General features: G+C 70.6%; 20 protein-coding genes and 2 rRNA genes. 12 read left to right on the top strand and 10 right to left on the bottom strand.

All coding sequences use genetic code 11. The annotated features are described in order from the left end of the window. Together ACWD01_RS02720 and rrf are read left to right on the top strand one after the other, a co-directional pair. A 23S ribosomal RNA gene (locus ACWD01_RS02720) occupies positions 1-94 on the top strand; the annotation flags it as partial. 96 nt (positions 95-190) lie between these two features. Next, positions 191-307: ribosomal RNA gene (gene rrf, locus ACWD01_RS02715) — 5S ribosomal RNA — on the top strand. A gap of 76 nt (positions 308-383) precedes the next feature. On the opposite strand, the gene ACWD01_RS02710 is transcribed toward rrf, so the two are convergent. From ACWD01_RS02710 to ACWD01_RS02685, 6 genes are read right to left on the bottom strand one after another with little or no spacing between them, the layout of a single operon-like run. Continuing rightward, complete coding sequence (locus tag ACWD01_RS02710) at positions 384-779, bottom strand: contact-dependent growth inhibition system immunity protein (protein WP_451157311.1); 396 nt, start codon at positions 777-779, stop codon at positions 384-386. 36 nt (positions 780-815) lie between these two features. Beyond that, the gene (locus tag ACWD01_RS02705; protein WP_451157309.1) at positions 816-2,126 is read right to left on the bottom strand and encodes a DUF58 domain-containing protein; all 1,311 of its coding nucleotides are present in this window, start codon (positions 2,124-2,126) and stop codon (positions 816-818) included. A gap of 8 nt (positions 2,127-2,134) precedes the next feature. After that, positions 2,135-3,118: an AAA family ATPase gene (locus ACWD01_RS02700; protein ID WP_451157307.1), complete on the bottom strand. Its 984-nt coding sequence runs from the start codon at positions 3,116-3,118 to the stop codon at positions 2,135-2,137. Then, positions 3,115-4,353: a DUF4350 domain-containing protein gene (locus ACWD01_RS02695; RefSeq protein ID WP_451157305.1), complete on the bottom strand. Its 1,239-nt coding sequence runs from the start codon at positions 4,351-4,353 to the stop codon at positions 3,115-3,117. The genes ACWD01_RS02700 and ACWD01_RS02695 overlap by 4 nt, the downstream gene beginning before the upstream one ends. Then, positions 4,350-5,036 carry a DUF4129 domain-containing protein gene (locus tag ACWD01_RS02690; RefSeq protein WP_451157303.1) on the bottom strand — a complete coding sequence of 229 codons (687 nt, stop codon included), beginning with the start codon at positions 5,034-5,036 and terminating at the stop codon, positions 4,350-4,352. The genes ACWD01_RS02695 and ACWD01_RS02690 overlap by 4 nt, the downstream gene beginning before the upstream one ends. Before the next feature lie 4 nt (positions 5,037-5,040). Continuing rightward, a complete protein-coding gene (locus tag ACWD01_RS02685; protein WP_451157301.1) occupies positions 5,041-6,252 on the bottom strand; it encodes a hypothetical protein in 1,212 nt (403 codons plus the stop codon). Between the two features lie 183 nt (positions 6,253-6,435). Between ACWD01_RS02685 and mtnA the strand changes: the two genes are divergently transcribed. The 7 genes from mtnA (at position 6,436) to ACWD01_RS02650 (ending at position 14,929) form a co-directional block, all read left to right on the top strand. Further along, the gene (gene mtnA, locus ACWD01_RS02680; protein WP_451157299.1) at positions 6,436-7,581 is read left to right on the top strand and encodes an S-methyl-5-thioribose-1-phosphate isomerase; all 1,146 of its coding nucleotides are present in this window, start codon (positions 6,436-6,438) and stop codon (positions 7,579-7,581) included. A 4-nt stretch (positions 7,582-7,585) separates the two neighbouring features. Continuing rightward, positions 7,586-8,275 (top strand): two-component system response regulator MtrA, encoded by a 690-nt coding sequence (gene mtrA, locus ACWD01_RS02675; protein ID WP_319020203.1) that lies wholly within the window; start codon positions 7,586-7,588, stop codon positions 8,273-8,275. Between the two features lies 1 nt (position 8,276). Then, entirely contained in the window at positions 8,277-10,271 is a 1,995-nt protein-coding gene (mtrB, locus tag ACWD01_RS02670) for an MtrAB system histidine kinase MtrB (RefSeq protein WP_451157297.1), read from the top strand. Further along, positions 10,261-12,114: an LpqB family beta-propeller domain-containing protein gene (locus ACWD01_RS02665; protein WP_451157295.1), complete on the top strand. Its 1,854-nt coding sequence runs from the start codon at positions 10,261-10,263 to the stop codon at positions 12,112-12,114. Before mtrB ends, ACWD01_RS02665 begins: the two co-directional genes overlap by 11 nt. A gap of 81 nt (positions 12,115-12,195) precedes the next feature. Continuing rightward, entirely contained in the window at positions 12,196-12,930 is a 735-nt protein-coding gene (locus tag ACWD01_RS02660) for a ComF family protein (RefSeq protein ID WP_451157293.1), read from the top strand. A gap of 335 nt (positions 12,931-13,265) precedes the next feature. Continuing rightward, positions 13,266-13,958, top strand: coding sequence for a ribosome hibernation-promoting factor, HPF/YfiA family (hpf, locus tag ACWD01_RS02655; protein WP_451157291.1), 693 nt, complete (start codon positions 13,266-13,268; stop codon positions 13,956-13,958). A gap of 206 nt (positions 13,959-14,164) precedes the next feature. After that, a complete protein-coding gene (locus ACWD01_RS02650; RefSeq protein WP_451157289.1) occupies positions 14,165-14,929 on the top strand; it encodes a response regulator in 765 nt (254 codons plus the stop codon). Between the two features lie 19 nt (positions 14,930-14,948). Here ACWD01_RS02650 and ACWD01_RS02645 read toward each other — a convergent pair whose 3' ends face one another. Beyond that, positions 14,949-16,109, bottom strand: coding sequence for a winged helix-turn-helix domain-containing protein (locus tag ACWD01_RS02645; RefSeq protein ID WP_451157287.1), 1,161 nt, complete (start codon positions 16,107-16,109; stop codon positions 14,949-14,951). Between the two features lie 46 nt (positions 16,110-16,155). Beyond that, positions 16,156-16,731, bottom strand: a complete 576-nt coding sequence (locus ACWD01_RS02640; RefSeq protein WP_451157285.1) for a GNAT family N-acetyltransferase — start codon at positions 16,729-16,731, stop codon at positions 16,156-16,158. A gap of 239 nt (positions 16,732-16,970) precedes the next feature. On the opposite strand from ACWD01_RS02640, the gene secA reads away from it, so the two are divergent. Continuing rightward, positions 16,971-19,787, top strand: a complete 2,817-nt coding sequence (gene secA / locus ACWD01_RS02635) for a preprotein translocase subunit SecA (protein WP_451157283.1) — start codon at positions 16,971-16,973, stop codon at positions 19,785-19,787. A 386-nt stretch (positions 19,788-20,173) separates the two neighbouring features. Here secA and ACWD01_RS02630 read toward each other — a convergent pair whose 3' ends face one another. Then, on the bottom strand, positions 20,174-20,602 hold the full coding sequence (locus ACWD01_RS02630; protein WP_451157281.1) for an Rv3235 family protein: 429 nt from the start codon (positions 20,600-20,602) through the stop codon (positions 20,174-20,176). A 278-nt stretch (positions 20,603-20,880) separates the two neighbouring features. Here ACWD01_RS02630 and ACWD01_RS02625 point away from each other — a divergent pair, with 278 nt between their 5' ends. Together ACWD01_RS02625 and ACWD01_RS02620 are read left to right on the top strand one after the other, a co-directional pair. Beyond that, on the top strand, positions 20,881-21,387 hold the full coding sequence (locus ACWD01_RS02625) for a DUF6912 family protein (RefSeq protein ID WP_451157279.1): 507 nt from the start codon (positions 20,881-20,883) through the stop codon (positions 21,385-21,387). Between the two features lie 54 nt (positions 21,388-21,441). Continuing rightward, on the top strand, positions 21,442-22,113 hold the full coding sequence (locus ACWD01_RS02620) for an HAD family hydrolase (protein WP_451157277.1): 672 nt from the start codon (positions 21,442-21,444) through the stop codon (positions 22,111-22,113). Between the two features lie 26 nt (positions 22,114-22,139). Here the strand turns inward: ACWD01_RS02620 and ACWD01_RS02615 are convergent, their stop codons facing one another. After that, a complete protein-coding gene (locus tag ACWD01_RS02615) occupies positions 22,140-22,706 on the bottom strand; it encodes a DJ-1/PfpI family protein (protein WP_451157275.1) in 567 nt (188 codons plus the stop codon). Positions 22,707-22,785 lie beyond the last annotated feature (79 nt).

Genomic DNA, 22,785 nt, shown 5'->3' with positions numbered 1-22,785 from the left:
AGGCTCCCAGTAGACGACTGGGTTGATAGGCCGGATATGGAAGCCCTGTAAGGGGTGGAGTTGACCGGTACTAATAGGCCGAGGGCTTGTCCTCAGTTGCTCGCGTCCACTGTGTTAGTTCTGAAGTAACGAACTCGCCCGACCCATGTGTGTGGGTTGCCGGCTGGTAGTTCGGACATCTTCATAGTGTTTCGGTGGTCATTGCGTTAGGGAAACGCCCGGTTACATTCCGAACCCGGAAGCTAAGCCTTTCAGCGCCGATGGTACTGCAGGGGGGACCCTGTGGGAGAGTAGGACGCCGCCGAACAATTATTGTGGGAAGGCCCCGCACCTCTGGTGCGGGGCCTTCCTGCGTTCAGGGCTCACCATCCCGCACCAGTGCTCTACGAAGCCAAGAACCGCTCGACCTTCTGTTGCAGCTCAGGAGGCAGGTCGGTCAACTCCGCGACGATGGCGCGAAACTCTCCAGCAAGGCCGGAAAACTCGGTCCAGACCGCTGGGTTCCTGGTGAGGACCGCGGACAGCAGATCACCTTCGTACATGTGCCCCTCTGCCATCGGGTTCTCCCGCAGTACTTCCGCTGCCAGTGGCAGGAGGTAGGGCAGGCCTATGCTCTGCCCGATCAACAAGCGCATGTCCTCGACGGTCAACTTGCCGATCGGCCGACGCCGCAAGGCGTGTGCAGTAGTGATAAGCCGGGTGGCGTCGGCTCCCGGAGCCGGCCAGTAGTCGTGTTCAAGCTCTTCAAGGGAGCGGTTACGGTTCAGGGGTCGCGTCACGTCCCTGATTGTCCACGACGAGATCTCAACCGCGGATCAGAGGCGCCCGGCGGCCTTGAGCGCGAGATACGCGTCGGCGAGGGCAGGGGCGAGCTTCTCCGGTGTCGCGTCCACGACCGTCACGCCGTGGCGCTGCAGTTGCTCTGCCGACCGACGGCGCTGGGCCTGGGCCTGCGTACCCGCAGCGGCGTCGTAGACGTCTTCGGCGGAGCCCCGGCCGCCGGTCATGTTCTCGATGTGAGGGTCGGCCACAGAAGCCACCAGGACCGTGTGCCGCTGGGTCAGCCGGGGAAGTACGGGGAGCAGTCCTTCCTCGACCGGGGCGGCATCGAGGCTGGTCAGCAGTACGACGAGCGACCGGCGGGGAGCGTTCTGCAGTGCGGCCGCGCTGAGACCACGGGCGTCGGTCTCGACGAGCTCCGGCTCCAGCGGGGCGAAGGCGTTGACGAGGGCCGGCAGGATGTCGCCGGCGGAGCGCCCGAGGACCTGCGCGCGGACGCGGCGATCGTAGGCCAGCAGGCCGACCCGGTCGCCGGCGCGGGCCGCGAGTGCGCTGAGAAGCAGTGCGGCGTCCATCGCGGCGTCCAGGCGGGGCACGTCCCCCACACGGCCGGCCGAAGTCCGCCCGGTGTCGAGGACGATGAGGATGTGACGGTCACGTTCCGGACGCCAGGTGCGGACCGCGACCGTGGACCGGCGTGCGGTGGCCCGCCAGTCGATGGAGCGTGTGTCGTCCCCCGGCACGTAGTCGCGCAGGCTGTCGAATTCGGTGCCCTGTCCGCGGACGAGGACGCTTGTGCGGCCGTCGAGTTCGCGGAGGCGGGCCAGTCGTGAGGGCAGGTGCTTCCGGCTGGTGAACGGCGGCAGGACGCGGACCGTCCACGGGGCCTTGTGGCTTCCCTGCCGGGCCGCCAGGCCCAGTGGGCCGTAGGAGCGGACCGTGATGCGTTCGGCCAGGCGGTCGCCTCGTCGTGTGGGCCGCAGGACCGTGGTGAGACGGCGGCGTTCACCGGCCGGAATGGTGAGCCGGTGGCGGGAGGCCTCCTGCCCTGTGCCGGACAGCCAGCTGCTGGGCGGCCAGGCATCACGGATGTGGGCCCGCAGCGTGCGTCCGGAGGGATTGGCGACGGTCAGCTCGACCTTGGCATCGTCACCGAGTCGAACTGTTGTGTCACCGCTTCGGGTGAATCGGAGCGTTCGCACTGGCGCGGCGAGGGCGTAGTCACACAGGATTGCGAGTGAGAGAGGCGCGTTGACAGCGAGCATCCCCGTCCAGCTCGGGGCGAGGATGCCCACGGGGAGAGAGCCGAGAGCGGCCAGGAGCGCAGTCCGTCCGGTGAGGGCCATCGGTCGCCTCAGCGGGGGACGGGGACGTGGGCGAGGATCGCGGTGATGACGGAGTCGGCGGTGACTCCCTCCATCTCCGCCTCGGGCCGGAGCTGGAGCCGGTGCCGAAGGGTCGGCAGAGCCAGGGCCTTCACATCATCGGGGATGACGTAGTCGCGTCCGGTGAGCCAGGCCCAGGCGCGGGCGGTGGACAGCAGGGCTGTGGCGCCTCGGGGGGAGGCGCCCAGAGTGAGTGAGGGGGACTCGCGGGTGGCACGACAGATATCGACGACATAGGCGGCGATGTCGGCGGAGACCGATGTCTTGGCGACGGCGGCACGCGCCGCCTCCAGTTCCGCGAGGCCGGCGACGGGACGCACCCCCGCCGCTTCCAGGTCACGCGGATTGAAACCGTCGGCGTGCCGGGTCAGGACATTGATCTCGTCCTCGCGGGAGGGGAGAGGCACGGTCAGTTTGAGAAGGAATCGGTCCAGCTGAGCTTCGGGAAGGGGGTAGGTGCCTTCGTACTCGACCGGGTTCTGCGTCGCTGCGACGAGGAACGGCTCCGGGAGGGGACGCGGTGTGCCGTCGACCGTGACCTGGCGCTCCTCCATCGCTTCGAGGAGCGACGACTGGGTCTTGGGCGGAGTGCGGTTGATCTCGTCGGCGAGCAGCAGGTTGGTGAACACCGGCCCGGGCTGGAAGGAGAACTGTGAGGTGTGCGTGTCGTAGACCAGGGAGCCGGTGACATCGCTGGGCATCAGGTCGGGGGTGAACTGGACGCGCTTCGTGTCGAGTTCGAGAGAGGCGGCCAAGGCGCGGACCAGCAGTGTCTTGGCGACACCGGGGACTCCCTCGAGGAGCACATGGCCGCGGCAGAGCAGGGCCACGACGAGACCGGTGACAGCGGGGTCCTGGCCGACCACGGCCTTGGCGATCTCGGCGCGCAGGGCCTCCAGGGAGGAGCGTGCGCGGTCCGAGCTCTCGGCTGTCTCGGGGGTCGGGGCGCTCATGAGGTGCGTACCTCTCTTTCGAGGGCGTCGAGTTGGTCTGCGAGTCGTACAAGGGCTGCGTCGTCGGCCGGGGGTGCGCCGAAGAGCAGCTCGCGGGTGTCGTGCTCCCCGTCGGGGAGGTGCGCCGAGACCGCGGGAAGCAGGGCTTCGGGTGAGTGGGTCTCGGCCGCGGAGACGCCGAGGAGTGGGGCGAGGCGGGTTCTGGTGGCGGCACGGAGCGAGGCGGCGGCACGGTCTCGGGCGTTCACCTTGCGATAGAGGCGGGCGCGTCCTTCGGTGGCTTCCGAGGCGCGGATGGCGACCGGCAGCCGTTCGGTGACCAAGGGGCCGAGCCGGCGCGCCCGCCAGACGGCGGCGAGGACGGCGGCCAGGGCGAGCTGCAAAGTGCCCCACAGCCAGCCACCGGGGATCAGGTCGAAGAACGAGTCCTCGCTCTCGGCCTCGGTGTCACGGCCGCTGCTGTCGTCGCCCTCCCCGTCCGCAGGCTCCACCGCGGAGGGATCGTCCAGCGAAGGGATGTACCAGACCAGCTCGGGTCGGGACCCGAGGAGTTGCAGGGAGAGAGAGGCGTTGCCGTGCTTGTCCAGACGATCGTTGAACAGGATGTCGGGGGAGCCCAGGAGGACGGTGTCGCCGTCGTTCTCGGCGGGGATCCTGACCAGGGAGGGCAGTCCGTCGTTCGGGTAGCAGCTGTCGGTGCCGGGAACGTCGGCCGTGTCGACGATGTACCGCTCGCCGCCGACTTCGGCGCTGCCGGCGCTGCGGGCGGCGGCGAGGTCGCACTGCGGGCCGCGGACGGAGACATCGGCGGGAACGTCGACATCGGCGCCGGGGGCCAGCGTTTCGACGGATGCCCAACCCGGCGCGACCAGTACCGTACGGCCGCCGGCGGTGGCCGTCGCGGACCGGAAGTCCCGCTGCTGGGCGTCCGTGAGCGTCTCGGGTTGCGCGACGAGGACCGTGGTGTCCGGGCCGGCCGCGGCGGTGGCGTCGTCGAGGGTGGTGACGACCCGGGTCGAGACACCGCGCGCCTTGAGGAGTTCGGCGACGGCACGGCTGCCGTACGGGTCCGCCGAGCGCGGGTCGAGTCGGCCGTGATGGTCGCCGGACTGCAGTGCGGCCATGGCGATGCCGGCCACGACGAGGAGCGCGACGACGAGGAGCAGGCCGCGCACCCGGTTCCACACCTGGCGGGTGGAGGGCGACATGGAGGTGGTGCTGGTCGGCCCGGTCATTCGGCCGCTCCCTGTGCAGCGCCGGCGGTCAGGGGCTTGGCGCGCTCCAGCGCGAGGTCCAGCTCCCGGAGCCGTTCGTACGCCCGCCGGTCGGCCGTGCGGCCGCCGTATGTGACGTCGTCGAAGGTCCGGGCCGCCGCGCGCAGTTCGTCGGCGTGGGCGGGCAGCGGACGGCCCGCCTCCGCGGCGGCTTCGTCGGCGGTGCGGCCGGGCCGCGGGTCGAGGAGGGTCCGTTCCTCCAGGGACCGGACGATGGCGCGCATCCGTTCCTGGACGGCCTGGTTCCAGCGGTCGGCGGCGGCGTGCTTGTCCGCTGCCGCGCGGTGTGCGGAGGCATCACGCGGGCGGTCGTCGAACAGCGAGTCCGAACCGGTCGCCGCCCGCTGGGGCTTACCGAGCCGCCACCAGAGCGCAGCCGCCAGGGCGACGACGACGAGGACGATGACGATCAGCCCGAGCGTGCCTCCCGGCGCTCCGCTCGAAGCGGCGCCGAAGAGGTCGTCGACCCACTCCCAGAAGCGGTTGAGGGCGCGTTCGAGCAGGTTCGGGTCGTTCTCGTGGTACATCGGCCGGGACAGCTCCCGCTCCGCCGCCTCGCGGGCGGGAACGCGTGGGATGTCCACCGGTACGTCGTCGCTCACCCGGATCAGCGGTGCTGCCGTTGCGCCCCCCGTGCCCAACACCGCATCAGCCTCCGGTGGGTCCGGCGCCGGGCGGTGCCGAACCGTAGCCGGGGAGGCCCGCCGCGCGGGCGAGTTCGAGGTCGAGCGCTTCGCGGCGGATGCGCTGGTCCACGTAGAGGAGGACCGTCACGCCCGCGGTGATCGGGTAGGTGATCGACGAAGCGATCACGGAGCCGATGCTCGCGATGATCAGGAAACCCCAGCCGAAGTTTGGGGCGGCCCCGGTGAACAGCTCGCTCAGCGCGGTCCCGTCCACCGCGAAGGCGAGGATCGTGAACGGAAGGACGATGACCAGGCTCACGATGAAGACGAGCAGCAGAGTCAGCAGCGTGATGCCGAAGATGCGCCACCAGGTGCCCTGAACCAGTTTGGCGGAGCGGCGCAGGGAGGCGATGACGCCCTGGCGTTCCAGCACGAGGGCGGGGGACGCCAGGGAGAAGCGGATCCCGAGCCAGATGATGACGCCGATCGCGGCGAGTCCGCCCAGCACGGAGAGCAGCACCCCTGCGCCGCCGATGAGCGCACCGGGCAGCACACCCACCGTCATGATCACGATGCTGCCCAGGGGCAGCAGCAGGATGAGCCCCAGCAGATGCGGCAGCCGCGGCCGGGCCTCGCGCCATGCCTCGGCGAGGGTCACCGGCCGGCCCAGGACGGAGCGGCTGATCACCACGGTGAGCAGTGCGGTGCTGAGCAGCGTGCCGACCAGCATGATCAGCAGGGTGGGGCCGAGGCCCACCAGACTGGCCTGCATGGAGTCGAGCGACTGCTCCAGGGCTTCCTCGGGCGTCGCGTCGGGATCGACGGCCGGCACCTCCGGGAGCAGGTAGCGGTCCACGAGGACATTGGCGACCTGGGAGACGACCGCGACAGTGACGGTCACACCGAGGATCGTGCGCCAGTGCGCGCGCAGCGTCGACACGGCGCCGTCGAGGATCTCACCGACGCCCAGGGGACGCAGCGGGATGACTCCCGGCTTGGCCACGGCCGGGGGCCGGCCCCAGCCGCCGCCGTACCCGCCGCCCCATCCCGGCGGCGGCCCGGGGGCCTGGCCGGGACCGGTGGGCGCGGACCACTGTCCGGGAGCGGGCTGCTCCTTGGACCACTTCGTGGCGGGACCGTTTCCGTCGGCAGGCGGGGCCGGGTGCGGCACGCCGGTGTTCTGGCCTTCGGAGGGAGCCGATCCGGGCGATGCCCAGCCCGGGGTGTCGTTCACGGTCGTCCACCTCATGGATTGGTGTCGGGGCCGGCTCGTCGAGCCGGCACGTTCACGGTGCCCCGCCGCCGCTGCGGGCAGCTGGTTTGGCTGCCATCGTGCCACGCGTAGCCGGTCGGCGGACCGCCGCCCGGGTCACCTTCGCACCTTCATTGTCGGAGGCCCACCGGGCAGACTGGGCGGATGGCTGATCAGCACGTACGAAACCAAGTGGTCGCCGAGCGGGCGAAGCTTCCGGTGCTGCGCTGGGACGAGCCGCCCGAAGGGCCCGTACTGGTGCTTCTCGACCAGACCAGGCTGCCCGCCGAGGAGGTCGAGCTGGTCTGCACCGACGTTCCCGCCCTGGTACGGGCGATCCGGACGCTCGCCGTGCGCGGGGCGCCCCTCCTCGGCATCGCCGGCGCCTATGGTGTGGCGCTCGCCGCCCTGCGGGGCTTCGACGTGGAGGAGTCCGCCGAGCTGCTGGCCGGCGCGCGGCCCACCGCCGTGAACCTCGGGTACGGGGTGCGGCTGGCCGCGTCCGCGCACCGGGCGGCGCTCCAGCAGGGCGCGGGCGCCGAGCGGGCCGCCAAGGCAGCGCTCACGGCGGCCCAGGAGCTGCACCGCCATGACGCCGAGGCCAGCGCGAGGATGGCCGCGCACGGACTGGCGCTGCTGGAGGAGCTGCTGCCCGGCGGCGGTCACCGGATCCTGACGCACTGCAACACCGGGGCGCTGGTGTCCGGCGGCGAGGGGACGGCGTTCGCCGTGGCGCTCTCCGCACACCGGGCAGGGCGACTGCAACGGCTCTGGGTGGACGAGACACGCCCGCTGCTTCAGGGCTCGCGGCTGACCGCCTACGAGGCGGCGCGCAACGGACTGCCCTACACGCTGCTGACGGACAACGCCGCGGGTTCGCTCTTCGCGGCCGGGGAGGTGGACGCTGTACTGATCGGCGCGGACCGGATCGCCGCGGACGGATCGGTGGCCAACAAGGTCGGCAGCTATCCGCTGGCGGTCCTGGCCAAGTACCACCATGTGCCGTTCGTCGTGGTCGCGCCGACGACGACGGTGGACCTGGCGACACCGGACGGCGCGGCGATCGAGGTGGAGCAGCGGCCGGGACACGAGGTGACGGAGGTAACATCCCCGCAGTCCGCAGTGGCCGGCGCCGGAAGCGGCGGGCTGTCCGTGGCCCCTGTGGGAACGCAGGCGTACAACCCCGCGTTCGATGTCACACCGCCCGATCTGGTGACCGCGATCGTCACCGAGGAAGGGGCGTTGTCGCCGGTCACGGGGGTCGGGATCGCGGAGCTGTGTGCCAGGTCACGCCAGGTAACGATTAGCTAATGGGATGATTGCGTTTATGAAGGGACGAGTCCTTGTCGTCGACGACGACACCGCACTGGCCGAGATGCTCGGCATTGTGCTGCGTGGTGAAGGTTTCGAGCCGTCGTTCGTAGCGGACGGTGACAAGGCGCTTGCCGCTTTCCGGGAGGCCAAACCCGACCTTGTGCTGCTGGACCTCATGCTGCCCGGACGGGACGGCATCGAGGTGTGCCGGCTCATCCGCGCAGAGTCCGGCGTTCCGATCGTGATGCTGACCGCCAAGAGCGACACGGTCGACGTCGTGGTCGGGCTCGAGTCGGGGGCCGACGACTACATCGTCAAGCCGTTCAAGCCGAAGGAGCTGGTCGCCCGGATCCGGGCGCGGCTGCGGCGGTCGGAGGAGCCGGCGCCGGAGCAGCTGACCATCGGTGACCTGGTCATCGATGTCGCCGGCCACTCCGTGAAGCGGGACGGGCAGTCCATAGCTCTGACTCCGCTCGAGTTCGATCTGCTGGTCGCGCTCGCGCGTAAGCCCTGGCAGGTGTTCACCCGCGAGGTGCTGCTGGAGCAGGTGTGGGGTTATCGCCACGCCGCCGACACCCGGCTGGTCAATGTGCATGTGCAGCGGCTGCGCTCGAAGGTCGAGAAGGACCCGGAGCGCCCGGAGATCGTGGTGACCGTCCGTGGTGTCGGTTACAAGGCAGGGCCGAGCTGACATGCCCGGCGGCAGCGTTGCTCCCGGGCCCGGCGAGCCGGCGGCCCACAAGGGGCGGGCTGCCGGAGCGGGGTATGGGCCCAGGCGTCTCGGCCGACTGCTGCACGGCGGACGGCTGCTCCAGGAAGGCGCCCCCAATGGGCCGGTGCCGCGGCTCGTCATGCGCTGGGTGAGGCGCCCGCTGCTGCCCGCGGTGCGGCTGTGGCGGCGGAACATTCAGCTCCGGGTGGTCGTGAGCACCCTGCTCATGTCGCTCGGCGTGGTGGTGCTGCTCGGATTCGTCGTCATCGGCCAGGTCCGCAACGGCCTGCTCGACGCCAAGAGCAAGGCGGCGCAGAGCCAGGCGGCCGGCGGTTTCGCCGTGGCCAGGGAGAAGGCGAATGCTCCGATCGGTCCCGGCGGGGGCGACGACAGCGGCGAAGGCGCGAACGCGCGCACCTGGCGTTCCGATCTCGTGGTGCAGCTGTCCAGTGGCGGCCAGGGCGCTTTCAACGTGGTCGCGCTCAGCGCGGACGCGCAGGGCGCCGGCACCAGCCGCGCGCCGCGTACGTCCGGGGCCGTGGACCCGGCGAGCATCCCGCAGGACCTGAGGGACAACGTCAGGGAGGAAGCGGGGACGTTCGAGACGTACCTCAGCATCCAGTACACGGACAACGTGCTCCAGCCGGAGCCCGGGCTCGTGGTGGGCACGCAGCTGAACGACATCGAGGGCAATCCGTACGAGCTGTACTACGTCTTCCCGCTGGCGCAGGAGGAGCAGTCGCTCAACCTGGTCAGAGGCACCCTGGCGACGGCCGGGCTCTTCGTCGTCGTGCTGCTCGGGGCGATCGCCTGGCTGGTGGTGCGGCAGATCGTCACCCCGGTCCGGATGGCGGCCGGTATCGCCGAGCGTCTCGCGGCGGGCCGGCTCCAGGAGCGGATGAAGGTCACCGGCGAGGACGACATCGCCCGGCTCGGCGAAGCCTTCAACAAGATGGCCCAGAACCTCCAGCTGAAGATCCAGCAGCTCGAGGAGCTCTCCCGGATGCAGCGCCGGTTCGTCTCGGACGTCTCGCACGAGCTGCGTACGCCGCTGACGACCGTGCGCATGGCCGCCGACGTGATCCACGAGGCGCGCAGTGACTTCGATCCGGTGACGGCGCGCTCCGCGGAGCTGCTCGGTGACCAGCTCGACCGCTTCGAGTCGCTGCTCGGCGACCTGCTGGAGATCAGCCGCTTCGACGCCGGAGCGGCGGCCCTCGAGGCCGAGCCGATAGACCTGCGTGAGGTCGTACGGCGGGTCATCGGCGGCGCCGAGCCGCTGGCGGAGCGCAAGGGCAGCCGGATACGGGTGGTCGGCGACGAGCAGCCGGTCGTCGCGGAGGCCGACGCCCGCCGCGTCGAGCGGGTGCTGCGCAATCTGGTGGTCAACGCCGTCGAGCACGGCGACGGCAAGGACGTCGTGGTCCGCATGGCGGTGGCCGGCGGCGCGGTCGCCGTGGCCGTGCGGGACTACGGGGTGGGACTCAAGCCGGGGGAGGCGACCCGCGTCTTCAACCGCTTCTGGCGGGCCGACCCGGCGCGGGCGCGCACCACGGGCGGCACCGGACTCGGTCTGTCCATCGCCGTCGAGGACGCGCGGCTCCACGGCGGCTGGCTGCAGGCGTGGGGCGAGCCGGGCGGCGGCTCGCAGTTCCGTCTGACCCTGCCGCGCACCGCGGACGAGCCGCTGCGCGGCTCCCCGATACCGCTGGAGCCGCAGGACTCGCGGCAGAACCGGGAACGTGCCGGTGCGCCGGCGAATCCCGAGGTGAACGGGCACCGGCTGACGTCCGTGCCCGTTCAGACGGCGTCGGACCGCTCCCCGCTGCCGCCGCGCACGGCGCCCCCCGAGGTGGACCCGACGGCGCTGCCGGGCAACGGGTCCCGAGTCGTCGCACGACCGTCAGGAGAGCGGGGCACCACCCCCGCCGCAAGGACTTCATCGGAGCGGGAGGACACGACTCGTGGGCGTTGACCGCCGTCGTAACGGGCCGGGACTGCGGCGGGCAACGGCACTGCTCGGCTGCAGCGGTGTGCTGCTGGCCGGGTGCGCCTCGATGCCGGACTCCGGTGACGTCCACCCGGTGAAGGCGTCGCAGCGGGCCGACTCGCAGGTGCGCGTGTACGCGGTGCCCCCGCGGAAGGACGCCTCCCCCGACGAGATCGTCACGGGCTTCCTGGAGGCCATGACCAGTGACGACACCAATTTCGACACGGCGCGCTCATATCTGACGCCCGAGGCGTCGAAGAGGTGGCGGCCGGAGGAGAGCACGACGGTGCTGGCGGCGGCGCCCGACCCGGGCGCGCCGATACCCGGAGGGCAGGACGCTCCCGGGATGAGCTATCCGTTGCTCGGCCGGCACATCGCCACGGTCGACGCTCAGCACGCCTATCAGCCGGTCACGCCGAGCGAGTACCGCAGGACGATCCATCTGTCGCAGAAGGCCGGTTCCGACGGAAAGCAGTGGCGTATCGACAGCCTGCCCGCCGGGCTGCTGCTGGGCGCGTCCGACTTCGAGCGCAACTATCGGTCGGTCAACAAGTACTACTTCGCCTCCGGGCGCGACGTCATGGTCGCCGACCCGGTCTACATCCGGCAGCGGCAGGATCCGGTGACCCGGATGGACCCGGTGACGCAGGCGGTCAAGGCGCTGCTGGAGGGGCCGACGAACTGGCTGAAGCCGGTCGTCGAGTCGCGGTTCCCCAGCGGCACGGGGATGAAGCTCAAGGACGGCACCACGTCACTGGCCTTCGACGACCGCAACACGCTGAAGGTCCCCCTCGACGACAAGGCGTCCAACGTGGGTCGGACGCAGTGCCTGAAGATGGCCGCGCAGATCCTGTTCACGATCAAGGACCTCTCGTCGGCCAGGCTCGAACACGTGGAACTGCTGCGCTCGAACGGCTCGCTGCTGTGCGTGATGAACGCGGGGCAGGCCGAGGGGTACGCGCCGGACCACACCTCGGGCCGGCCCGACTACCAGTACTTCGTGGACAGCAAGCAGCGGCTGGCGCTGATCGCGGCCGGGGCCTCGGAGGCGGACGAACCGCAGAACGTGGTCGGACCGTTCGGCGACGGCCGCCTCAGGCTGGGCACGGTCGGCGTGGCCAGGGACGAGCACAAAGCCGCGGCCGTCTCCGCGGACTTCAGCAGCCTGTACGTGGCCTCGATCGTCTCCAACAGCGAGCTGGACGCGCCCGTGCTCACCAGTTCGGGCAAGGGGATCGACGACCGGCTGTCCGCACCCAGCTGGGACGGCCGCGGTGATCTGTGGGTGGCCGACCGGAATCCGGCCCAGCCGGAGCTGCAGCGGCTCGCGCGCGGCGCGGACACCCCGGAGCCGGTCAAGATCGTTCCGGGCCTGGACGGGGCGCGTATCGAGGCCGTGCGGGTGTCGGCGGACGGCGTGCGCATCGCGCTGCTGCTGACGAAGGACGGCAGTACGACGCTGAGGATCGGGCGGGTGGAGCGGCACGGAGGCGGCGACGACCCCGTGGTGACCGTCACCGAACTCCGGCGTGCCGCGCCGCAGATGGAGACCGTGACGGCCGCCTCCTGGGCGGGTCCGAGCCGGCTCGTGGTCGTCGGCAAGGAGGCCGGCGGCGTGCAGCAGGTGCGCTACATCCAGACGGACGGCTCGACCGTCCCCAAGGGGATCCTGCCCGGCCTGAACCAGGTGAAGGCGGTCGCCGCGTCGGACGACGAGAGCCAGCCGCTGGTGGCGTACTCGCTGGAGGACGGCATCGTGCGGCTGCCCGCCGGAGCCAACTGGCAGACGCTGGTCAAGAAGGGGACCTCGCCGGTCTACCCGGGGTAGCTCCCGCCCTCCTGCGGGCGTCCGGCCGCGGTTGTCCACAGGGGTGGCGGACGGCCCGCCGCCGCGGCCACAGTGGTCTCCATGAGGGCGTGGTGGCGTGAGATCTCCGGCCTGGTGCTCCCAGCCGTCTGCGGCGGCTGCGGTGCGCCTCGTACGCAGCTGTGCGCCGAGTGCGCGCATCTCCTGCACGGGCGTACCGCGCGCAGGGCCAGGCCGGTGCCCGAGCCGTCCGGGCTGCCCGCAGTGCACGCTGCCGCGCTCTACACGGGCTCGGTCCGCGCCGTGCTCCTGGCGCACAAGGAGCGGGGCGCGCTGGGGCTGGCCGGTCCGCTGGGCGTGGCGCTGGCCGGAGCGGTACGTGCGGCGGTCGCGGACACGGCGGGGCCCGGTGGCCCGCTGCTCCTGGTGCCCGTGCCGTCGGCGCCCGGCGCGGTCAGGGCCCGGGGTCAGGACGCGGCACGGCGGATCGCGCTCGCGGCGGCCGGTGAGCTGAGGCGGACGGGCAGGGCCGCGAAAGTGCTGCCGGTGCTGCGGCAGCGGCGCCGGATGGCCGACCAGGCGGGGCTCACGGCCCGGCAGAGGCTCGCCAACGCGGCGGGGGCGCTGGAGGTGCGGGCGGGTGGCGCGCGCCTTCTCGCGGGCGGCAGGACGGTCCTCGTGGACGACCTCATGACGACGGGGGCGACGCTGGTCGAGGCGGCTCGGGCACTGAGTGCCGTGACAGGGGTGACAGGGCCGGATTCCGTTGGGGCGCCGGGGCCGAGCGCCGCGGTCGTCGCCGTTCCACCACTGTCCTTCGAATTAAACCGGAACTGACTGGGAACCTGCATCGTTGCAGGTGGTAAGAGGGTGAAAACGCCTGATCGGAGGTACCTCCGAGTAGCGGGTGCCGACACCCGTCCGAGAGAGCTATGTTCGGGTGTGAGGAAAGGCGAGCGCCTGACCCGCCGAATGGGCTGCCGATTTTCCCGGCCGGGAAACGAGCGGTGGCGGCCCCTCCGAAATTGGGGTGGGTGGAGACCTTGTCGACTGGGGAGGAGGAGGTGAAAGTCGCCAAGTCCGAGGCTCCGGAGAACACCGGGGCCTGGTGCAAGAGGGAGATGCTCCGCAGCCGATGAGCGGGCGGAGCGAATCCGGGAACGGAGTTCTGCGTGGACATCGTCGTCAAGGGCCGCAAGACCGAGGTGCCCGAGCGGTTCCGCAAGCACGTGGCCGAGAAGCTGAAGCTGGAGAAGATCCAGAAGCTCGACGGCAAGGTGATCAGCCTGGACGTCGAGGTGTCCAAGGAGCCCAACCCGCGGCAGGCCGACCGTTCCGACCGGGTGGAGATCACTCTCCGCTCGCGCGGCCCGGTGATCCGGGCAGAGGCAGCGGCCTCCGATCCGTACGCGGCGCTGGACCTCGCGACGGACAAGCTGGAGGCGCGGCTTCGCAAGCAGCACGACAAGCGCCACAACCGACGTGGCAGCGGCCGTCTGTCCGCAGCCGATGTGGCCGATTCCGTCCCTGGCGTGGCCGAGTTGAGCGCCACCAACGGCAAGCCGCTCACCGAAGAAGTGGCAGAGCCCGTTCCTACCACCAGGATCGGGTCGATCGAGGTGCAGGGCGAAGGGCCGCTGGTGGTCCGCGAGAAGCTGCACACCGCAGCACCGATGACGCTCGACCAGGCGCTCTACGAGATGGAGCTGGTCGGACACGACTTCTATCTCTTCGTCGACTCCGAGACGAAGCAGCCCAGTGTCGTCTACCGGCGGCACGCTTATGACTACGGCGTCATCCACCTGGAGACCGACCCCCTGGCCGGGTCGGAGGCCGGCGGCGCCGGAGGTGCGCTCGGCGGCTGACGCCGCATTCCCCACGGTCCGTCGGTGACGAATCCGGTGCCCCTGGAGCGCGTTGTGCGCCCCCAGGGGCACCTTCGTGCGACCGCGGGAACAGCACGTCGACGCCCGGGCATGAAAGCATGACGTCGCAAGCAACCGGTGCGCCCCGTAAAGACGTTGGCGAACCGTACATGATCTTCGGGCCACGGCCTTCAGGGGGAGGAACGATGGCGGACGGATTCGGTCCGGTGCACGGCGGCGCGGACCACCCCGGTGACACGCACGCAGAAACCGAAGCGCCCTGCGACGAGGTGACCGGAGACTCCGGAAAGGAGCCGATCCGGGTTCTCGTCGTGGACGACCACGCGCTGTTCCGGCGAGGACTCGAGATCGTCCTCGCGCACGAGGAGGGCATCGAGGTCGTCGGCGAGGCCGGCGACGGCGCGGAGGCCGTGGACAAGGCGGCCGATCTGCTGCCCGACATCGTGCTGATGGACGTCCGGATGCCGAAGCGAGGCGGCATCGAGGCGTGCACCAGCATCAAGGAGGTGGCCCCCAGCGCGAAGATCATCATGCTGACGATCAGCGACGAGGAGGCCGATCTCTACGACGCGATCAAGGCCGGGGCCACCGGCTATCTCCTCAAGGAGATCTCCACGGACGAGGTCGCGACGGCCATTCGCGCGGTGGCGGACGGGCAGTCGCAGATCAGCCCCTCCATGGCGTCCAAGCTGCTCACCGAGTTCAAGTCGATGATCCAGCGCACCGACGAGCGCAGGCTCGTGCCGGCGCCCCGGCTCACCGAACGGGAGCTGGAGGTGCTCAAGCTCGTGGCCACCGGCATGAACAACCGCGACATCGCCAAGGAGTTGTTCATCTCGGAGAACACGGTCAAGAACCACGTGCGCAACATCCTGGAGAAACTGCAGCTGCACTCCAGGATGGAGGCCGTGGTCTACGCGATGCGGGAGAAGATCCTCGAGATCCGGTAGCCGGAGCCCGGCGCCGTGCTCAGCCCAGCGCCTTGACCAGGTCCGCGGTGAGCTCGGGCCGGTCGACCCGTTCGACGCGGACCGCGTCGCAGCCCACCCACTCGGCGGCCTCGCGCAGCGCCTGAGCCATCGGCGCCACGGCCTTGGGCGTGTCCAGCGACACCTGCCGGGCCACCAGGGTCGTCCCCTCGCGCGCCGGATCGACGCGGCCCAGCAGCTTCCCGCCCGCGAGCAGCGGCATCGCGAAATAGCCGTACACCCGCTTGGGCTTGGGCACGTACGCCTCCAGCCGGTGGGTGAAGCCGAAGATCCGCTCCGTGCGCGCACGCTCCCAGATGAGCGAGTCGAACGGCGAGAGCAGGGTCGTCCGATGGCGGCCGCGGGGCGGCGAGGCCAGCGCCGCCGGATCGGCCCAGGCGGGCTTGGCCCAGCCCTCGACCGACACCGGCACCAGCCCCGAGTCCGCGACCACCGCGTCGAACTGCTCGCCCTTGAGCCGGTGGTAGTCCGCGATGTCGGCGCGGGTGCCCACGCCGAGCGACTCACCTGCCAGCCGGACGAGACGGCGCAGGCACTCGGTGTCGTCCAGGTCGTCGTGCAGGAGCGCGTCCGGGATCGCCCGCTCCGCCAGGTCGTACACCCGCTTCCAGCTGCGCCGCTCGGTGCACACCACCTCGCCGTACATCAGCGCGCGCTCGACGGCGACCTTGGAGGCGGACCAGTCCCACCACTCGCCGCCGTTGTTCGCGCCGCCCAGGCCGGTCGCGGTCAGCGGGCCCTCCGCGCGCAGCTGCTTGATCACCGCGTCGTACGCGCCGTCCGGCAGGTCGTGGTACCAGTGCGGGCGGGCGCGGAAGGCGCGGCGCCGGAAGGCGAAGTGCGGCCACTCCTCGACGGGCAGGATGCACGCCGCGTGCGACCAGTACTCGAAGCTGTGCCCCTCCGTCCAGTACGCGTCCTCGACCGTCCGGCGGCCGACGGCGCCGAGCCGCGCGTACGGAACCAGCTCGTGCGAACGCGCCAGCACCGAGATCGTGTCGAGCTGTACGGCGCCGAGATGGCGCAGTACGCCCCGGACTCCGCCGCGCCGGTCGGGCGCGCCCAGGAATCCCTGGGCGTGCAGTGCGATGCGGCGGGCCTCGTCGGCGGAGAGTTCGAGCGTGGGCGGCGGCGTCGTCATGTCCCGCACGATAGAGGGCGTCACTGACAACCCGGCCGGGGGACGGTCAGGAGCGGGCCGGGAGATACGCGACGTCGCAGGGCAGGCCCAGATCGGACGGGAGCAGCCCGCCGATCCACACGTCCCGCAGGGTGTCCTTGTTGAGGAGCGCCGCCCGCAGCTCGCCCTCCATCCGGAAACCGGCCTTCTCCGCGACCGCCCGGGAAGCGGTGTTGCCGACCTCGGCCCGCCACTCGACGCGGGTGGCGCCCAGCCTGGTGAAGGCCCAGTGGGACACGGCGGTGACGCTCTCCGCCATCACGCCCCGGCCCCGGTGCTCCTTGCCCGTCCAGAAGCCGATCTCCCAGGTGCCCGAGAAGGTGCGCATGGTCACAGCCACCGACGCCATCAGCGGGCCGCCCTCGCGCGGCAGCACGGCGAAGGTGCAGATGGTGCCGTTGCGCCAGCCGTCCGGGACCATGTGCTCCGTGAACTCGGCCGCGTGCCGCCACTCGTAAGGGGAGGGAACCGTGGTCCACCGCTGGATGTCCGGATCCTGGCAGGCCTCGTGGACCGCCTCCGTGTCCTCGGGGGTGAAGGTCCGAAGCAACAGGCGTTCGGTGGTGAGTGTGATCGGCTCCATACAAGGATTCTGGTCAGCCCGGCAGCCCGATGCGAGCACTTTTGCCGTGATCCCGGCACCTTCCGCGCCCCCCGCGCGTTCACCTGATGGCGGACAGCCGGTCTCCGTGGCCATGGATCTCCCGACGCGGCGGGGTCCTCGCTTACGATGGCCGATGCGGTGGGGCCTACCTGCCGTGCCCGCGCCAGTGTCCATCACAGACCCAGTGCCAGGCCCGACCGGCAAGGAGACCAACCTCAGTGTCCGTCTTCAACAAGCTCATGCGTGCAGGCGAAGGCAAGATCCTGCGCAAACTGCACCGCATTGCGGACCAGGTCAACTCCATCGAAGAGGACTTCGGCAACCTCTCCGACGCCGAGTTGCGGGCGCTCACCGACGAGTACAAGCAGCGGTACCAAGACGGTGAGAGCCTGGACGACCTGATGCCCGAGGCGTTCGCGACCGTCCGCGAGGCGGCCAAGCGCGTGCTCGGCCAGCGCCACTACGACGTACAGCTGATGGGCGGCGCCGCGCTGCACCTCGGGTACGTCGCCGAGATGAAGACCGGTGAGGGCAAGACCCTCGTCGGCACGCTGCCCGCCTATCTGAACGCCCTGTCCGGCAAGGGCGTCCACATCATCACGGTCAACGACTACCTGGCCGAGCGCGACTCCGAGATGATGGGCCGGGTCCACAAGTTCCTGGGCCTCGAGGTCGGCTGCATCCTGGCCAACATGTCGCCCTCCCAGCGCCGCGAGATGTACAACTGCGACATCACGTACGGCACGAACAACGAGTTCGGCTTCGACTACCTGCGCGACAACATGGCGTGGTCCCAGGACGAGCTCGTCCAGCGCGGCCACAACTACGCCTGTGTCGACGAGGTCGACTCGATCCTCGTCGACGAGGCGCGTACGCCGCTGATCATCTCCGGCCCGGCCGACCAGGCCACCAAGTGGTACGGCGACTTCGCCAAGCTGGTCACCCGCCTGACCAGGGGCGAGGCCGGAAACCAGCTCAAGGGCATCGAGGAGACCGGCGACTACGAGGTCGACGAGAAGAAGCGCACCGTCGCGATCCACGAGGCCGGTGTCGCCAAGGTCGAGGACTGGCTGGGCATCGACAACCTCTACGAGTCGGTGAACACCCCGCTCGTCGGTTATCTGAACAACGCCATCAAGGCCAAGGAACTCTTCAAGAAGGACAAGGACTACGTCGTCATCGACGGCGAAGTCATGATCGTCGACGAGCACACCGGCCGTATCCTCGCCGGCCGCCGCTACAACGAGGGCATGCACCAGGCGATCGAGGCGAAGGAAGGGGTGGACATCAAGGACGAGAACCAGACGCTCGCCACGATCACCCTGCAGAACTTCTTCCGCCTCTACGACAAGCTCTCCGGCATGACCGGTACGGCGATGACCGAGGCCGCCGAGTTCCAGCAGATCTACAAGCTCGGCGTCGTGCCCATCCCGACGAACCGGCCCATGGTCCGTCTCGACCAGTCCGACCTGATCTACCGGACCGAGGTCGCCAAGTTCGCCGCCGTCGTCGACGACATCGCGGAGAAGCACGAGAAGGGCCAGCCGATCCTGGTCGGCACCACCTCGGTCGAGAAGTCCGAGTACCTCTCGCAGCAGCTGAACAAGCGCGGCATCCAGCACGAGGTCCTCAACGCCAAGCAGCACGACCGTGAGGCGACGATCGTCGCCCAGGCCGGCCGCAAGGGCGCCGTCACGGTCGCGACGAACATGGCCGGCCGCGGTACGGACATCAAGCTCGGCGGCAACCCGGACGACCTCGCCGAGGCGGAGCTGCGCCAGCGCGGCCTCGACCCCGTCGAGCACGTCGAGGAGTGGGCCGCGGCCCTGCCCGCCGCGCTCGAGCGCGCGGAGGCGGCCGTGAAGGCCGAGCACGACGAGGTCAAGCAGCTCGGCGGCCTGTACGTGCTGGGCACCGAGCGGCACGAGTCCCGCCGTATCGACAACCAGCTGCGCGGCCGTTCCGGCCGTCAGGGCGACCCGGGCGAGTCCCGTTTCTACCTGTCGCTCGGCGACGACCTGATGCGTCTGTTCAAGGCGCAGATGGTCGAGCGCGTGATGTCGATGGCCAACGTGCCCGACGACGTCCCGATCGAGAACAAGATGGTGACGCGCGCGATCGCCTCGGCGCAGTCCCAGGTCGAGCAGCAGAACTTCGAGACCCGTAAGAACGTCCTCAAGTACGACGAGGTGCTCAACCGGCAGCGCGAGGTCATCTACGCCGAGCGCCGCCGCGTCCTCGAGGGCGAGGACCTGCACGAGCAGGTGCGCCACTTCATGGACGACACGATCGACGCCTACATCGAGGCCGAGACCGTCGAGGGCTTCGCCGAGGAGTGGGACCTGGACCGCCTGTGGGGCGCGTTCAAGCAGCTCTACCCGGTGAAGATCACGGTCGACGAGCTGGAGGAGGCGGCCGGCGACCGGGCCGGGATCACCGCCGAGTTCATCGCCGACTCGATCAAGGACGACATCCACGAGCAGTACGACGCGCGTGAGAAGCAGCTCGGCTCGGACATCATGCGTGAGCTCGAGCGGCGCGTGGTGCTGTCCGTCCTGGACCGCAAGTGGCGCGAGCACCTCTACGAGATGGACTACCTCCAGGAGGGCATCGGCCTGCGGGCGATGGCCCAGAAGGACCCCCTGGTCGAGTACCAGCGCGAGGGCTTCGACATGTTCACCGCCATGATGGAGGGCATCAAGGAGGAGTCCGTCGGCTACCTGTTCAACCTGGAGGTCCAGGTCGAGCAGCAGGTCGAGGAGGTCCCGGTCGAGGCGGCCGACAAGACGTCGCTGACCAAGGAAGAGGCCGTGGCCACGGGCGCGTCCCGTCCGGAGATCCGCGCGAAGGGGCTCGAGGCGCCGCAGCGGCCCGACCGGCTGCACTTCTCCGCTCCGACGGTGGACGGCGAAGGCGGTGTCGTCGAAGGCGACTTCGACAACGGCGACGGGGCGGCGCGGTCGCAGTCCGACGGGATGACGCGGGCGGAGCGCCGTAAGGCGCAGAAGACGGCGGGGCGCCGTCGCAAGAAGTAAAGCGGGTACGTACGTCGTAGCCGGGGCGCCGGGCCGGACACCATGGGGTGTCCGGCCCGGCGACGTTCGGGGGCGGGGCCCGGCGGGTGCGGGTGCCGCTGGGCGGGGCGGTTTCCCCACCCCGCCCCTTCCCGACACCGGGCTCCGCCCGGACCCGTCCACGGGGGCTCCGCCCCCGTGCCCCGGTGCCGCCGTATACCGACGCGGTGGGCCCAGCGCGCCCGGCCCAGGGCGTTGGGGGCCCGCTGCCCGCTGACGGGCCAGGAGGCCGCCGTAGGGCTCCCTGCGGGCCGCACAGCCGGGCGCAGAGGGCGCGGCCCGGCGGTGGGTGTGACAGGGCGGGCCTCGCCCGCAACGGCAGCGGTGCCCGGACAGGCAACGCCGCCTCATCGCGCGTCCGGGCCCGTGCGTTCGCCGCCCAGTTCCACGGCTGCGCAGCGCCAGCGGAGGTCCGGGCCCTGTTCGAGGCGGAAGGCCATCGCGGTGACGCGTTCGCCCGAGCCGATGCGGGCGAAGGCCTCGATCACGCCCGGGCCCGGGTGGAACTCGCCGCAGTGGCGGACGACCGGGGTCACCCGGTCCGCGGGGAGCAGTGGGGTGTCCGGGGCGAGGCGGACGAGTTGCTCGTACGCCTCGCCGATCGTGTGCCCGAGCATCCAGTGCACGGGTCGCCGGCCGCTCAGTACCGCGAGCAGGCGGTCGGCGAACCAGTAGTGCGGTTTGTGCTGCCTGCCGCGGGCGTGGGTCAGTGCCGCCGCCGCGTGTGCGGCGGGCCTGCGCTGGTCGTGCCGGCCCGCGGGCCTGGTCCTGTCCATACGGAGAGCCCCCGATGTGCTGGTCCCGGGCTCAGTACCGGGAAGTAGCTTCGACGGGGGAACTTCTATGGCGTGCGGACCCGCGCCGCAAAGGGACCGGAGCCCCGGCGGACCGTCCCGCGAAAGTCACCTATCAGGGTGACGAGGGCCCGTCCGCACCGGGCGGGGACGGCACCGAGGGTGTACGGGGTGGACGCCGGGCAAGGCCCGGAGGGCACCCCGAAGGGGGACGCCGCACGTATCCTGATGGCGTTCTCCGACTACGAAAGCGGCCTGGCATGCGCGTGTACGTCCCTCTGACCCTTCCCGGTCTCGCAGCGGCGCACAAGGCCGGCGAACTCGGTCCCGGCCCGCTCACCGCGTACGCCGTCACGCCCGGTCTGCGCGAGTGGTACGTCTCCGACGACATCGAGGAGCTGGAGTACGCCGCCCTCAGCCGCGCCGCCGCCGCGTCCCTGCGTCTGCTGGCCGGTCTGCCGGATGCGGCCCGGCGCCGCGTCGTGGTCGCCCTCGACGTACCGGACCAGGACGCCGTCGCCGACCCCGACCGGGCGCTGGACGCGGGCGCGCTCGGTGAGGTGCGGATCGCCGCCGCCGTTCCGATCGCCAAGGCGGCGGCCGTCCACGTCGACGCCGACGACGCGGAGGCCGACGTCTCCGCCGCGGTGGCGGCGCTCGGCGCGGCCGACCACGGCGACGACGACGCGCAGTTCACCGTCGACGGCGCGGAGGACCACGAGCTGCTCTGGTTCGGCGTGCAGGAGATCCCCAACATCGTCGGCTGACCGGCGCCCCGGCTCCCGGCCTCGGTGTCGTACCCGGCCTGTACGGTTCTCGGCATGGGGATGAAGGGGACGCAGGCACATCTTGTCTGGGACTGGAACGGCACACTGCTCGACGACATCAGCGCGGTCATCGCGGCGACGAACGCCGCGTTCGCGGAGATCGGCCTGGAGCCGATCACGCTCGAGCGCTACCGGGAGCTGTACTGCGTCCCGGTACCGCGTTTCTACGAGCGGCTGATGGGCCGCCTCCCGTCGGACGCCGAGTGGACCGTCATGGACGAGACGTTCCACCGGCACTACGTCGAGCACCGGACCGGCTGCGGGCTCACCGAGGGCGTGGAGGAGCTGCTGCACGAGTGGCAGCTCACCGGCCGGAGCCAGTCCCTGCTGAGCATGTACGGACACGACCAGCTGGTCCCCGTGGTCCGGGACTACGGCATCGAGAGCCGTTTCATACGCGTCGACGGGCGGACCGGGCCGTCCGGGGGCACCAAGGCGCTGCACATGGAGCGCCACCTCGGGGCGCTGGCCACGACGGTCGTGCCCGAGCGCACGGTGGTCATCGGCGACGCCGTGGACGACGCGCTGGCGGCCGCACACGTCGGCGCCCGGGCGGTGCTGTTCACGGGCGGCTCCCACAGCAGGTCCAGCCTGGAGTCCGTGGGCGTGCCCGTGGTCGACACCCTCGCGGAGGCGGTGGAGGAGGCGCTGCGCCTCGCCTCCTGAGCCCCGCCCGGGTGGCCGGCAACCGCCTAGCCGGCCGGCGCCGTCGCCCGCAGCACCTTGAGGAACTCCCGCATCCACGCCGGATGGTCCGGCCACGCCCGTGAGGAGACCAGCAGCCCGTCGACGACCGCCTCCAGGTCCTGGAACGACGCACCGGCCGCCTGCATGTCCAGTTCCAGCGCCGGGTAGGACGTGACACGGCGTCCCGCGAGGCCGCCGATCGCCGCCGTCAGCAGCGGGCCGTGGCAGATCTGGGCCACGGGCTTGTCGGAGTCGAAGAACGCCTTGAGGATCTTGCGGAGCTCCAGATCGTTGCGCAGATACTCGGGCGCGCGCCCGCCGGGGATCACGATGGCGGCGTACGCCCCGGGGTCCACCTCGGAGAAGGCCAGGTCCGCCTGCCAGGTGTAGCCCGGCTTCTCGGTGTACGTGTCGAAGCCCGGCTCGAAGTCGTGGACGACGAACTGCAGCTTCTTGCGTACAGGGGCCGCGATGTGCACCTCGTACCCTTCCTCCAGCAGCCGCTGGTACGGGTAGAGGACCTCCAGGGACTCCGCGGCGTCCCCGGTGACGATGAGAATCTTCGTGGTCATGGCTGCTCCCGGTTGCTTGGTTGCAAAAGGGCCCTGTGTCGCTGTCCAGAGTGTCAAACTTCGGGCCCCGCTTTTGTAC

Source organism: Streptomyces sp. NPDC002835 (genome assembly GCF_053591995.1).
The sequence above is the reverse complement of the archived record's forward strand: the minus strand, read 5'-3'. Positions and strand labels throughout refer to the sequence as shown.

Coding starts and splice junctions, on each gene's coding strand:
- ACWD01_RS02640 (WP_451157285.1), bottom strand. CDS start 16,731: ATGGAGCCGATCACACTCACCACCGAACGCCTGTTGCTTCGGACCTTC.
- ACWD01_RS02650 (WP_451157289.1), top strand. CDS start 14,165: ATGGCGGACGGATTCGGTCCGGTGCACGGCGGCGCGGACCACCCCGGT.
- ACWD01_RS02700 (WP_451157307.1), bottom strand. CDS start 3,118: ATGAGCGCCCCGACCCCCGAGACAGCCGAGAGCTCGGACCGCGCACGC.
- mtnA (WP_451157299.1), top strand. CDS start 6,436: ATGGCTGATCAGCACGTACGAAACCAAGTGGTCGCCGAGCGGGCGAAG.
- mtrB (WP_451157297.1), top strand. CDS start 8,277: ATGCCCGGCGGCAGCGTTGCTCCCGGGCCCGGCGAGCCGGCGGCCCAC.
- mtrA (WP_319020203.1), top strand. CDS start 7,586: ATGATTGCGTTTATGAAGGGACGAGTCCTTGTCGTCGACGACGACACC.
- ACWD01_RS02630 (WP_451157281.1), bottom strand. CDS start 20,602: ATGGACAGGACCAGGCCCGCGGGCCGGCACGACCAGCGCAGGCCCGCC.
- ACWD01_RS02615 (WP_451157275.1), bottom strand. CDS start 22,706: ATGACCACGAAGATTCTCATCGTCACCGGGGACGCCGCGGAGTCCCTG.
- ACWD01_RS02660 (WP_451157293.1), top strand. CDS start 12,196: ATGAGGGCGTGGTGGCGTGAGATCTCCGGCCTGGTGCTCCCAGCCGTC.
- ACWD01_RS02620 (WP_451157277.1), top strand. CDS start 21,442: ATGGGGATGAAGGGGACGCAGGCACATCTTGTCTGGGACTGGAACGGC.
- ACWD01_RS02645 (WP_451157287.1), bottom strand. CDS start 16,109: ATGACGACGCCGCCGCCCACGCTCGAACTCTCCGCCGACGAGGCCCGC.
- ACWD01_RS02625 (WP_451157279.1), top strand. CDS start 20,881: ATGCGCGTGTACGTCCCTCTGACCCTTCCCGGTCTCGCAGCGGCGCAC.
- ACWD01_RS02705 (WP_451157309.1), bottom strand. CDS start 2,126: ATGGCCCTCACCGGACGGACTGCGCTCCTGGCCGCTCTCGGCTCTCTC.
- ACWD01_RS02695 (WP_451157305.1), bottom strand. CDS start 4,353: ATGACCGGGCCGACCAGCACCACCTCCATGTCGCCCTCCACCCGCCAG.